General features: G+C 43.5%; 10 protein-coding genes. 5 read left to right on the top strand and 5 right to left on the bottom strand.

Going from position 1 to position 13175, the window contains the following annotated elements; translation table 11 throughout:
• The first annotated feature begins 35 nt into the window (after positions 1-35).
• The 4 genes from groL to DW015_RS05595 all read left to right on the top strand — a co-directional run bounded on the left by groL (position 36) and on the right by DW015_RS05595 (position 5499).
• Positions 36-1679 carry a chaperonin GroEL gene (gene groL / locus DW015_RS05610; RefSeq protein WP_117877148.1) on the top strand — a complete coding sequence of 548 codons (1644 nt, stop codon included), beginning with the start codon at positions 36-38 and terminating at the stop codon, positions 1677-1679.
• Positions 1680-2060: 381 nt separating this feature from the next.
• Positions 2061-2765 carry a response regulator transcription factor gene (locus tag DW015_RS05605; RefSeq protein WP_022288718.1) on the top strand — a complete coding sequence of 235 codons (705 nt, stop codon included), beginning with the start codon at positions 2061-2063 and terminating at the stop codon, positions 2763-2765.
• Positions 2758-4179 (top strand): HAMP domain-containing sensor histidine kinase, encoded by a 1422-nt coding sequence (locus DW015_RS05600; RefSeq protein ID WP_117904769.1) that lies wholly within the window; start codon positions 2758-2760, stop codon positions 4177-4179. Before DW015_RS05605 ends, DW015_RS05600 begins: the two co-directional genes overlap by 8 nt.
• A gap of 9 nt (positions 4180-4188) precedes the next feature.
• Positions 4189-5499 carry a trypsin-like peptidase domain-containing protein gene (locus DW015_RS05595; RefSeq protein WP_117904767.1) on the top strand — a complete coding sequence of 437 codons (1311 nt, stop codon included), beginning with the start codon at positions 4189-4191 and terminating at the stop codon, positions 5497-5499.
• Positions 5500-5759: 260 nt separating this feature from the next.
• On the opposite strand, the gene DW015_RS05590 is transcribed toward DW015_RS05595, so the two are convergent.
• The gene (locus DW015_RS05590) at positions 5760-6578 is read right to left on the bottom strand and encodes a dockerin (protein ID WP_117904765.1); all 819 of its coding nucleotides are present in this window, start codon (positions 6576-6578) and stop codon (positions 5760-5762) included.
• Between the two features lie 287 nt (positions 6579-6865).
• Between DW015_RS05590 and spoVAC the strand changes: the two genes are divergently transcribed.
• Positions 6866-7312 (top strand): stage V sporulation protein AC, encoded by a 447-nt coding sequence (gene spoVAC, locus DW015_RS05585; protein WP_022288714.1) that lies wholly within the window; start codon positions 6866-6868, stop codon positions 7310-7312.
• Positions 7313-7612: 300 nt separating this feature from the next.
• Here spoVAC and DW015_RS05580 read toward each other — a convergent pair whose 3' ends face one another.
• The 4 genes from DW015_RS05580 to DW015_RS05565 all read right to left on the bottom strand — a co-directional run bounded on the left by DW015_RS05580 (position 7613) and on the right by DW015_RS05565 (position 12864).
• Positions 7613-8128 carry a hypothetical protein gene (locus DW015_RS05580; RefSeq protein ID WP_242993221.1) on the bottom strand — a complete coding sequence of 172 codons (516 nt, stop codon included), beginning with the start codon at positions 8126-8128 and terminating at the stop codon, positions 7613-7615.
• 167 nt (positions 8129-8295) lie between these two features.
• Positions 8296-9648, bottom strand: coding sequence for an MATE family efflux transporter (locus DW015_RS05575; RefSeq protein WP_117904763.1), 1353 nt, complete (start codon positions 9646-9648; stop codon positions 8296-8298).
• Between the two features lie 217 nt (positions 9649-9865).
• Positions 9866-12331 carry a hypothetical protein gene (locus tag DW015_RS05570; RefSeq protein WP_117904761.1) on the bottom strand — a complete coding sequence of 822 codons (2466 nt, stop codon included), beginning with the start codon at positions 12329-12331 and terminating at the stop codon, positions 9866-9868.
• Positions 12331-12864, bottom strand: a complete 534-nt coding sequence (locus DW015_RS05565) for an RNA polymerase sigma factor (protein WP_022288710.1) — start codon at positions 12862-12864, stop codon at positions 12331-12333. Before DW015_RS05565 ends, DW015_RS05570 begins: the two co-directional genes overlap by 1 nt.
• Positions 12865-13175: the final 311 nt, after the last annotated feature.

Genomic DNA, 13175 nt, shown 5'->3' with positions numbered 1-13175 from the left:
CATTTTAAATAGTATATAAACGGAGGTAATTTACAATGGCTAAGGATATAATTTTTGGCGAAGACGCAAGAAAAGCTTTGCAGAGCGGTATCGACAAGCTCGCAAACACTGTTAAGATAACACTGGGACCTAAGGGCAGAAACGTAGTTCTCGATAAGAAGTACGGTGCTCCTCTTATCACAAACGACGGTGTTACTATAGCTAAGGAGATCGAGCTTGACGACCCATTCGAGAACATGGGCGCACAGCTTGTAAAGGAAGTCGCTACTAAGACTAACGACGCTGCCGGTGACGGTACAACAACAGCTACATTGCTTGCTCAGGCTCTTGTTAGAGAGGGTATGAAGAATATCGCAGCAGGTGCTAATCCAATGGTACTTAAGAAAGGTATGGATCAGGCTGTAGATACTGCTGTTGAAACTATCGTTGCTAACTCAAAGAAAATAGAAGGCTCTGATGAGATAGCTAGAGTAGGTGCTGTTTCTGCCGCTGATGAGAATATCGGTAAGCTTATCGCTGAGGCTATGGAAAAGGTAACTGCTGACGGCGTTATCACTCTTGAAGAGTCAAAGACTGCTGAAACTTACAGCGAAGTTGTTGAAGGTATGCAGTTCGACAGAGGATATATCGCACCTTATATGGTAACAGATACAGATAAAATGGAAGCTGTTCTTGATGACGCTTACATTCTTATCACAGACAAGAAGATCTCTAACATTCAGGAAATTCTTCCACTTCTCGAGCAGATCGTAAAGGCTGGCAAGAAGCTCCTTATCATCGCCGAGGACGTTGAGGGCGAGGCTCTTTCAACTCTTATCGTAAACAAGCTGAGAGGTACTTTCACTTGCGTAGCTGTAAAGGCTCCTGGCTTTGGCGACAGAAGAAAGGAAATGCTTCAGGATATCGCTATCCTCACAGGCGGTCAGGTAATTTCATCTGAACTTGGTCTTGAACTCAGCGAAACAACTATGGAGCAGCTGGGCAGAGCAAGACAGGTAGTCGTTCAGAAAGAGAACACTATCATTGTTGACGGCGCAGGCAACAGCGACGATATCAAGGCAAGAGTTGGTCAGATCAAGTCACAGATCGAGAACACAACTTCTGATTTCGACAGAGAAAAGCTTCAGGAAAGACTTGCTAAGCTTTCAGGCGGCGTAGCTGTTATCAAGGTCGGTGCTGCAACTGAGGTCGAGATGAAGGAAAAGAAGTTGAGGATCGAGGACGCTCTGGCAGCTACAAAGGCAGCTGTTGAAGAGGGTATCGTAGCAGGCGGCGGAACAGCTCTTATCAACGCTATGCCGGCAGTTAAGAAGCTCGTTGACAAGCTCAGCGGTGACGAAAAGACAGGCGCTCAGATAGTTTACAAGGCTCTTGAAGAACCAGTTAGACAGATCGCAGTGAACGCAGGTCTTGAGGGCAGCGTTATCATAGACAAGATAATCCGTTCAAGAAAGGTCGGCTATGGCTTCAACGCTTATACTTCTGAGTATGTTGACATGATACCTGCAGGTATCGTTGACCCTACTAAGGTTACACGTTCAGCTCTCCAGAACGCAGCTTCTGTTGCTTCAATGGTGCTTACAACTGAGAGCCTTGTTGCAGACAAGAAGGACCCACAGGCTGACGCTGCTATGGCAGCCGCAGCAGCAGGTGCAGGCGGAATGGGCGGTATGTACTAATAAGCTCCCATGACTAATATCTGATATAATTTACAGCCTCCGTAGTTATCCTGCGGAGGCTGTTTGTATGGAATGGGTAATATTTTATGATATAGTTTACAAAAATCAAATAATATCCTTCCCTCATTTGTAAGTAAAACCCAAAAGTATTGATTAATTAAATTAAATATATACATATTGTTGCAGACGTCCGCTTAAAATTAAAGCAAATTATGATATTTAATAAAAAATTAAATAAATATTCACACAATGGGTTTGTGAATTTGTTATAATACTTATATCAATTTGAATAATTATTGTCTTTTGTTCAAATTTTCTGAAGTGCGAAAATTTGAAATAATGGGCATGAAAAGAAGTAAATAAACGAAAGGAAGATGAAATATGTCGCTTGGACGAGTATTGGTAGTAGACGATGATAAGAACATCTGCGAGCTGCTCAGGCTTTACCTTGAAAAGGAGGGCTATGGAGTAATACTTGCACATGACGGTGAGGAAGCAGTGGTAAAATTCAACGCTCTTAAGCCTGACATCATACTGCTTGACATTATGCTGCCCGGTATAGACGGCTGGCAGGTATGCCGTGAGATAAGAAAGAAGTCCAACGTGCCTATCATCATGATAACCGCAAAGGTAGAAACATTTGATAAGGTGCTTGGTCTGGAGCTTGGAGCTGACGACTATATCGTAAAGCCTTTCGATACAAAGGAAGTTATCGCAAGAATAAAGGCTGTATACAGAAGAGTAGGTCAGTCATCAGGCGAAGCTGAGATAAAGGAAGTCAAGTATGACAAGCTTTCAGTTAATATGACAAGATATGAGCTGAGAGTAAACGGTCAGGTGCTTGATACACCGCCGAAGGAGCTTGAGCTTCTGTTCCACCTTGCTTCAAATCCGAACAGAGTTTATACAAGAGATCAGCTCCTTGATGAGGTATGGGGCTTTGAATATTACGGCGATTCGAGAACTATCGACGTTCACGTTAAGCGTCTGCGTGAGAAGCTTGAGGGCGTTTCTGACAAGTGGGCACTTAAAACTGTATGGGGCGTAGGATACAAGTTTGAAGTCGCTGAAACACCGCATGAGTAATCGTAAAAGCATATTCTTTAAATACTTTGTAATTTGTTCAGCAGTAATACTTATAAGCTTTGTGTGCTTAGGAACGGTATTACTGCTGGTTTCTTCAAGGTATTTTATTGACGAAAAAAAGAGCCTGTTGGAGAAAAACACCAAGGCTCTTGCTTTATATACGCAGGAAGAAATGCTGGCTCAGCCTGCCGACTGGAAAAAGTCGGTGGCAGATGAGATGACGCAGTATTCAATGGCGTGCAACGCTGATTTTATCTTGTGCGACTCTACGGGAGCAGTGCTTGTGAACTCCAGTAAGGATCCTGTGTGCAGCCCTCATAATATATCTGTCCATGAGCTTGAAGCTTTTTCCGACAATTGCGAGTATGTTTATTCAGATCTCGGAGGAGCTTTCGATGCTATATATCATGTGATAGGTAAGTCGTTCAAAGCGAATGGACCTGAATATTATGTGCTTGCATTCAGTTCAAAGGCGGCTCAGGACGACTATACCTACAACATAATGGAAATATTTATAGTTTCCGCTATAATAGTTCTGGTCATAGTAATGTTTCTGGTATATTTCATGACGCTGAAGCTTACAGAGCCTATAAAAGAGATAGCGGAAGTATCAAAGAAGATAGGAGCAGGAGATTTTTCCGTCACCCTGCCTGATTATTCTACCTCGGAGCTTGAACAGCTCAGCAACGCTTTCAACGATATGGCTGCCAGCCTGAAAAGCTATGACACCATGCGAAACAGCTTCCTTGCGAACGTTTCTCATGAGCTTAGAACGCCTATGACGTCTATAGGCGGTTTTGTGGACGGTCTGCTTGACGGCACCATACCAAAGGAGCAGGAGAGATATTATCTTAAGATAATTTCCTCTGAGGTACACAGACTTGCAAGGCTCGTAAGAAGTATGCTCAATCTTGCAAAGATCGAGGCAGGCGAGCTTAAACCTAATTTGCAGTATTTCTCTGTGCTTGAGCCGATAGTCGATACCCTTGTGACTTTTGAGCCAAGGCTTGAGGAAAAGCAGATAGAGATAAGGGGTCTTGACGTTGACAGAGTGACCCTTTATGCTGATAACGACCTTGTGCATCAGGTCATGTATAACTTGATAGAGAACGCCATAAAGTTCGTTGACAAGGGCGGTTATATAGAGTTTCACTTTGAGCCTGAGGGCAATATGACAAGCATTTCTATCAGAAACAGCGGAGAGGGTCTGTCTGAGGACGAGCTTCCGCTGGTGTTCGACAGATTTTATAAGACCGATAAGTCAAGAGGACTTGACAAGACGGGCGTTGGATTGGGACTTAATATCGTGCGTTCTATCATAAAGCTCCACGGGGGCAAGATAATGGTACGAAGCGTTAAGAACGAGTATACGGAATTTGTGTTCACACTGCCTAACAAGGCGGAGGGCGACTAGGAGGCTCATATGGAGCAGTTTGAAGAGCAGCCTTGTCTGCATGATGAAAATGAAGATACAGCCCAAGAAACCGGGCATTACAAGCTGCCTGAGGGAGCGGTAGCCGCTCACAAGGTGGACGAAGATTTTTGGTCGGCTGTTGATTCGGCGAGAAAAAGAAGCCGCCGCAGAGAGCGTATGCGCCATGCAGCTGCAAGGCTGTGCTTTATGGTGCTTTTTGTAGGCATCGGAATAGCCATATCAATAACCTCCATAAGGGGAAGCGGCTGGGTGAGAAATCTTGTTACAGGGGACGAGAAGATAAGCTTTACGCTTCCTGTGGCTGACAAGCCGAAGCTTGACGATGAATTTTACCAGGCTGACGGAAGATACACTGCCGAGGGTATCGCAAAGGGATTTTCTCCTGCTGTGGTGTCTATAGAGGTTTACAAAAATTCGGGTGGATATGTTGCGGCAGGTCAGGGCAGCGGTGTTATAATGTCCGCTGACGGATATATCGTCACAAATGCCCATGTTGTAAATGCGGCGGAGTCGGGCATAAAAGTTGTTCTAAGCGACAATTCGGAGTATGAAGCCAAGGTGGTGGGGCAGGACTCTGCCACGGATATAGCGGTGATAAAGATACAGGCGCAGGGCTTGCAGGTGGCTGAGTTCGGCGATTCAACTCAGGTGAATGCAGGGGAAGAGGTAGTCGCTATCGGCTCACCGGCGGGCTATTACGGCACTGTGACAAAGGGTATCGTATCAGGTGTGAACCGCAGGATAAGGCTTGAAAACTCGTCAATAATAATGAACTGCATACAGATAGACGCAGCCATAAACCCCGGTAACTCAGGTGGAGCGCTGTTCAATATGTGGGGGCAGGTCATAGGGATAACCTCATCGAAGCTTGCTTCAAGCGACTATGAGGGCATAGGCTTTGCGGTATCCATTGACGAGGCGAAGCCTGTTATCGAGGAGCTTATGGAAAAGGGCTATGTGGCAGGCAGAGTAAAGATAGGTGTGACTTATTATGCTGTCAGCGACACCACTGCTGAGATATACGGCATAAAGCCGGGTATTTGTATTGTGTCCATAAACCCTGATTGTGATGTTGCCAATACAGACCTTGCGGAGGGCGATATCATCACGGAAATAGACGGAAAGTCCACCGCAGGAGAGGTGGATATAGCGTCGCTGTTTTCAGGGAAGCAGGCAGGAGATGAAGTCGTCTGCAAGGTATATCGCAAGACGGACAGCGGTGATGAGAAAGAGTTTGAGATAAAATTCAAGCTTATGGCGGATAACGGCGGTCTGGTGGCAGACAGTAAGGCGGAATAGATAACAAAAATGGATAAAAAAGAAAAAAGCTGTGGTAAGAAAGGGTACCACGGCTTTTTTCTTAGGGGATTAATAAAATATGTGATGATATTATAGAATTACTATAATACTATTATTATATATTCCCCTTAGTTTCATGTCAACATAAAAGTGTGACAGCTATTTTAAAAAAATCTGTCACACTTTTTGTCACTGGAAAGATGTATAAAAATACAAAAGAGCAGACCATATTGCGGTCTGCTCTTAGTTTTCATGAAAAATTATTCAGAAAGGCCCTCGATAGAGAATGTAATCTCGAGGCTGTCCTCAAATGCAAGATTGTCCTTGTCGATAGGAGAATCCTTAGCTGTATCGCCGTAATCGTTGTAGATCTCGATTCTGTAGCAGTTGTTGTTGTCCTCGATGTTGCCATACTTGATCTTAGCTTTATCGAATGCAACTTCCTGACCGTCAGCCTTGATAGACTTAAGCTCTACCTTGAGATCGTCAGCGTTGTACTTACCTGGAGTTTCCTTATCAGTCTTAGGATCGCCTGTGCCCTTGAGTTTTTCGCCGTTAAGAAGACCGATGATATCAACGCACATTACTACGCAACCCTGAGCGCCAACAGCATAGTCGCCATCAAGAGCGATCTGTGGGTTGATGCCCTCGTCCGGATCGTCATAAGAGATAGAAGCGTTTGTGATAGAAACTGTGTACTCACCGTCGCCTGTTATGTCAGCGTCAACGCCGAATGCTTTAGTAGCTTCAGGTTCGCCCTGACCTTCCCAGTTGCCCCAGAGCCACTCTCCGTCACCGAACATAAGGAATGCATCATAGCCCTTGAATGTCTTTACAGGTGTGTAATCAGAGTCGCTGCCTTTTGTAGAGCCAGCAGAACTGTCTGTTGCAGCTGAATCAGCAGCAGACTCGGCAGCAGCTGTAGTTGTTGTTGCTGCAGTTGTAGTTGTAGTAACGGCTGTAGTTGTTGTTACGGCAGCAGTAGAGCTTGAAGAATCAGCTGAATCGCCGCATGATGCGAATACTACTGTTGTCAGAGAAAGAGCTGTGACAGCAGCAAGAATTTTTTTAGCTTTCATTATAATAACCTCCTGAAAATAATGGCAGTTACACTGCCCCTAAGATAGAATATCTCTAATGAATATGATACAAAATTTTCGCATTTTTTTCAAGATACTATTTAAACAAATTTCCTTATAATAAATCGTTTACATTATACAAAACTTGTTGAAACTATATAAAAATATTAACCTTACAGCAACATATTGACCAAATTGTGCGAAAATCGTGTACTTAAAATATGAATAAGCTTTGATTTTTGAGGAACAATAGGTGCAAACATGATAGAAAAAAAGGAGCGAAAGAAATGGATATAAATTTGAGCAAGGCACAATACAGCGAGATGTACAAAGAGGCGTCAAAGGGGACAAAGTGGTGGGTGACCATACCAAAGGCGTTTTTATTTGGCGGACTTATATGCGTTATTGGTCAATCGCTTATGGATATGTATTTATATTTAGGTTTATCCAAAGATAACGCCTCAATGTCGGTATCAATAACTTTGATATTTTTATCGGCTCTTCTCACAGGTCTTGGCTGGTATGACCGCATAGCCAAGCACGCAGGTGCAGGTACGCTTGTACCCATAACAGGTTTTGCGAATTCTGTGGCAGCACCTGCTCTTGAGTTCAAGACGGAGGGATATATTCTTGGGCTTGGGGCGAAGATCTTCATTATCAGCGGACCTGTTATTCTTTACGGCACTTTGGCTAGTGTGCTTTATGGGCTTATTTATTATTTGTTTTTGAGGTAAGCTGCTTGCAATTCATGATAACCGCATAAACTCACTGTAGGGGAGCGGCGCAATTTCTGCTTTGCAAAAATACGACGTCCCGTGTTGGAAAATGTTGTGCAGTTCATTGTGCATATACTGCATGGTTGTGCGGCAAGCAGGTGCGGGCTGTCGGGGGCGCCAGCCCCTACACATTTGTGTCGATTTTTTTCGTCGCAAAATCGCTGGTGTTCTTTGCGGATTTTACTTTATGCTATGGGATAGAAAAAGCGGTGCAGAGTTTTTCACTCCGACACCGCTTTGTTTTTTGATTTTTACTTTTTACACGAGGGTATCCTTATACTTCTTGCCCTCTGCCACCAATATTGGATAGCCGTCAAGATACGGTTTCACGGCTTCCGGATTTTCGTCTGCATACTCAAATATCTGATCTGCCAGCTCGTTAGCCGTTTTCGTCAGCTCCTTTATGGACTTTTCATTCATAGTAGGACAGACCGGCGACAATGTTATTACTTTAGTTTCATTCAGTGCCATTACTCTCAGTGGCCATATCCTGCAGTCGAACGGTTTGTCATCGCCTAATATACAGCCCTTCTCGTTATCCAGCATTGGGCAATAATACAGGTCTGCATTCTGTTCCTTATCCATTTTGAACAAGAAATGGTTTTCCTTCTTTATAAATTCCTGCTTAGGGGCATATTCCTGCAATATCTTGCTTGCAAGCGTTTGTGAGATATATGGTGTTTCCCATATATCATAGCTGTCAAAGCAACAGCATATCCTGCACTTTGCACATTCCTCTTTTGACAATATTTTTGAAAGCATTTTTTCTGTCATGCCTGCCGTTTGCAGGCATTTCCCCCTTTCACGTCTATGGTATGTTAGCCATACTCTTGTGGATTGTATGTTTTTACTAATTATAACACGTTTCTTTGATAAAATCAATAGTGGCTTACTTTTTTCTACATAGGGAGCTATCTGTTTTATTTAAATTAATAGATCGTTTACATTTGTTCAGCCGTATTGGGGATATTCTCTTTACGGAAGGTCTTATTTGCGGCAAAGCCTATGCCGAGCATCACTGCCATGCCTGCCCACACGAGGGGTTCGCTTATCATGATGCCGAAATATCCCATGCGTGGGGCGAGTATCATTGCCACTGCGAACTTGCCCAAAAGCTCTATTATGCTTGAAGCTATAGGTGTTATCTTATCTCCTACGCCCTGAAGTGCGTTTCTGAAAACTATTACTATGCCGAGGATAAAGTAAAATGCTGTGTTTATTTTCATGTATTTTTCCACTGTACCCACTATCTCAGGGTCGCTGATACCTGTGATAAGGTGTGCGAAAAATGGTGTGAAAAGCCATGTTGCGGCTATTACGATAACAGACCAGCCCCATGTTATAAGGGTCGCTTTTTTCACGCCCTCTTTTACTCTGTCTATTCTGCCTGCACCGTAGTTCTGGCTTGAAAAGGTTGCTGAAGCTGCACCGAAAACGGATATAGGGAGCATAAAGATCTCAGATATTTTTCTTGCGGTGGTGTGGGCGACTATTATGTCAGTGCCGAATATATTTATTGCGCCCTGCATTATAACTGTGCCGATACCCACAAGTGATATCATAAGTCCCATTGAAACGCCTGTTGCATACATATCTCCTGCGAGCTTGAAGTTAAAGCGGAAGTCGCTTTTTGATGGGATAAGAAATTTGTGTTTTTTAATGATGTATATTATACAAAGCACAACTGAGATACCCTGTGCGATAAGGGTGGCATATGCCGCACCCTCAACACCCATTTTAAAGCCTAGGATAAAGAGAAGGTCAAGCCCGATATTAGCGATGGTTGATATTATAAGGAAGATAAGTGGCGAAACAGTGTCGCCGACTGCACGGAGGATACCTGCGCAGATGTTATAGAACATTGATATTATCATTCCTGCAAGGATTATGACTATGTAGGTTTTTGCCTGCTTAAAGATGTTGTCAGGCGTGTTCAACGCTCTCAGCAGTGGGTCGATAAAGGCAAGGCTGAGGGCGGTGAGGGCTATTGCCGTTGCGATACCTAGGGTAAGGGCGTGGGCAACGGACTTTTTCAGGCGGTCAAACTCTTTTGCACCGAAAAAGCGTGCCGTCACAAGGGCAAAGCCGTTTGTAAGACCGTTCAGAAAGCCTATTATGACGGTGTTCACTGATGAAGTTGCGCCAAGGGCGGCTATGGCGTTTTTGCCTAAGGTCTGACCCACGATACGGGTGTCGGCAAGATTATAAAAAAGCTGAAAAACGTTGCCAAGCAGAAGGGGCAGAGCGAACATTAAAATAAGCTTTGTGATATTTCCTTTCGTTAGGTCTTTCATAATTCTTTCTCCTATTTATGTCTTATATTTATTCCTAAAACCATATTATTTTAGCACAAACAGAATTTCAATTGGTTATATTACTGTGAACATTTATTGTACATACTATACAATTTGCGGTGGTTTTATTTGTGTGCAATATCGAAAACGTTTTAGCGAAAAAAACACCCGACAGAAATTTATCCGTCGGGTGCTAAAGGGGAAGTTTGGTGTAATGCTATTTAACTATGTCTACACTGTCAGTGGGTTTTGAGAGATCGGCATAGCTGTATGAGCGTATCTGTCTGTCGGAGAAGATATAAATATATCCGTCCTGAACGAATGCACTGCGGTAACGATCTTTCTGGTCATTGTCGTTGACCATAGCCGTGATCTCGTCTTCACTAGCATGATCGAAATAATCGTCATAATAATCTGTATATTCGTCAAGCTTTATAGTTCCACACTCGCTGAAAGTTTTTGTTTCTATGTCATATTTCATTACCAGCATTTTTTCAATAGTTTTTTCATAATAGGTATATTCCCAATTGTCGCCGTCATCGGTCTTGCCTACTGTGGTTATGTCATAGAATGGTATGGCTATATATCCGTTTTCGTTGTCTGTTATTATGGAGTTTGAAGAAATAGTGCTGGCGGATCTTTGTGTCATATCCTTTCCGTCAACTGTTGTTCCCATTTCTTTCTCGTGATATTTGTATTCCTGTATAGTCTTGAAGAAGTTGAATTTCTTTACTACCTTTGTGTCATAAACCTGCACCTGATCCACTGTGCCGTTAGCATTCGCTATGCCCTTGCCGCTTGAGCCGTATAAAAGCGTTTCTTGCTTTTCTGTTTTGCTCTTGTCGAGTATCTTTACGCTGAAAGAGTCAAATGACGTGCTGTCGGTGCGCACTGCAATGTCGTCATTATAGTTCGTCAGGCTGTATTGAAAAGATACTCTTGACGCTGAGTCTGACACTGCTATAATTTGATCGTCAGTTTTCACCTGAGTTATCTTGTTTGGGTCTGAGAAATCATATACTTCATCAAGCTGGATATTGTTCGCTGCCTGATAAGTGTCATCCATGCTGTATGCAAATGAATATTCTCTGTAAACATACAGCATGGAATGATAGAATGTGCTATACCTTGCGCTCTCGAAGTCGATATCCTCGTATGTGAGGGTCTTTTTCACAGGGCCACCAAGGTCATTGTCAAAAAGCCACAGCGTGCAGATATTAATGCCGCTATAACAGATATTGTGTGTGCTGATATCGTAAATGTTTGCAGAGTCGTTTGAGAACAGCGACAATCTGCCGTTATACTCATCTCCTGATATGGCGTGGCTTATATGCTCGGCGTCTGCGCCTGTGACGGTCTGGGTTTTGTTAAGCTCCATGTCGCCGCCGCCGTAGTTTATTCTTGTAATAAGCGCTCTTGTTGGCACTGTGCTGTATTCGTCTGTTTTTTCAAAAGAATATGCTCTTAAAATATAAATGTTGTCTGTTCCCATTAAGATGCTGCTTTCACCACAGGCGATAAGCTTTGAAGCCATGTATGAGCCTTGATTTTTTCCGTCAAAGGACGAAAGCAGGATCATGGACGGTGTATTATCTCTGGCTGTGATATACATTTCACTTTCTTCAAAAAGCTGTTTTTCACCATTGATGTATCGCACGGGTGCGATATCCTCGGGCTTTTGGTCATCTAATAGCAGTGAAGCTGCTTGGGTGTAGCGTGACACGATGAAAAACTTTCCGTCAACTTTTCTTATGCCCTCCAGCACGCCGGGTTGTTCAAACTCGTTTATGAGCTTGATATTCTCAGGGTCGCTCACGTCAAACCCGCACATTCCGCAGTATTCGATATCGAGGTTTTTCTTTCCTGACTTCACGGGTAAGATAAAGTCGAAGAAAGCGTAAAGCTTGTTATTATCCAAATACATTGCAACAACGCTTGGAGCGAACTTACAGCCGTACTGTTCGTATTCGGCAATGTCGACAAGACCTTTTTTAAGGAAGGTTTCCGCAAAGATATCCTGTTCTGACTTTGTGATATTTCCGTTTTGTGTAATATAAACGTCGATACCGCCATTGTCAGTAATGAAATGGGCATTTCCGTAGGTTATGTTTGTTTCCAGCTCATCTATGCTGGTTGTGGGGGTGATATCCACGCCTGAGCGAGTGAGCTGTATATCAGCGGGGTTAGGTGTGAGCTGGTGATCTCTAAGTGCCTGCTTATACAAAGCCACATAGTCATCGTCATCAACAGTCAAAGAGTCGATATTTTTGAATATATAGCTATTGTCAACTATAAAGTCCTCTATGTTTTTGCTGTTGCTATTTATATAGTTGTAAAGACCCTTATAGGTCGTTCCACGGAGGCCGTCAAGACCTGAGGCGTCAGCGGACTGTGAAGAAGCGGAATTGGGGTATTTTTTGACGAACTGGGTATTGCTGAACCTAAGCACAGCAAATCCGCCTACCACAAGGACGAAAGCCGCCACCACAGCCAGACATCTCAGGGCGTTGCTTCTGCCGCTGTTTATTTTTATCTCTGCACTATTTGGAGTATTTTCGATAACGGGTCTGAAGCCTGCCACGTCCAGCATATCTTTTATTTCCTGGGGCATGAGCTTATCAGGAATTTTGTTTGCCTGTTCCATTTGTCTGATAAGCTTTCTGCGTTTTCTTAAATTTCTCATCATGTCACCTCCTTTCCAAACAGCTTACTGCGTATTTTTGCTTTACCTCTGGATATATGGGAACGGACTGTCGTATCTTTAATACCTGTTATCTCCATTATCTCCCTGCCTTTGTAGCCTGCTATACAGTGAAGTGATATACAGAGTCTTTCCGCTTCACTGAGATCAGCAAACTCTTCTAAGATCTCGCACCGCTCAAATCCGTTTTCGTCCTTGATTATTGCGTCGCTTTCATTAATATAATCGAGGTTAGAGCGTCTTTGGGCGTATTCCTTTTGTTTTTGTTTGATCTTGGCGACCAGAATTTTGAACATCCAGCTATCGAAAGCTTCGCTTTTCCGCAGCGAGGAGATGCTCATATAGCCGTCCAGCACAGCGTCCTGCACTGCATCGGCGGCGTCCTCGGCATTTTGCAGGTTAGCGAGGGCGTAATAATAAAGCTCCTTATATATCTCTCCATAGAGCTTAGAAAAGGCGTCCGTATCGCCGTTCACCGCAAGTTCTGCGAGCTTTTTTCTTCCCTTTTTGTCCAATCTGATCCCCCCTGTCGTCCGTCATAATATAAGTGTATATTTTTCACTGAAATGTTGCAGTGAAAAATATTTTTTGAATAAAAAATCGGGGACGAGGTGGTCGTCCCTGATGATATTTGTTTATCAAACTGTGTAGGGGCGACCTCTGGTCGCCCGTGTCGGTCGTCTGTCAAACCCTACATTATGGTCGCAAGTTCTACCGCCGCAAAATCGCTTTGCTCTTTGCGGATTTTACTTTGTGCAGGAGGATAGAAAAGCGGTGCAGATTTTGTTTCTTCGATATACATTTATAATAAAGCACTACTTCTATA

Origin of the sequence: Ruminococcus sp. AF37-20 (assembly GCF_003460465.1) — a bacterium.
Lineage (GTDB): Bacteria > Bacillota > Clostridia > Oscillospirales > Ruminococcaceae > Hominimerdicola > Hominimerdicola aceti.
This window is presented reverse-complemented; position numbering and strand designations above follow the sequence as displayed.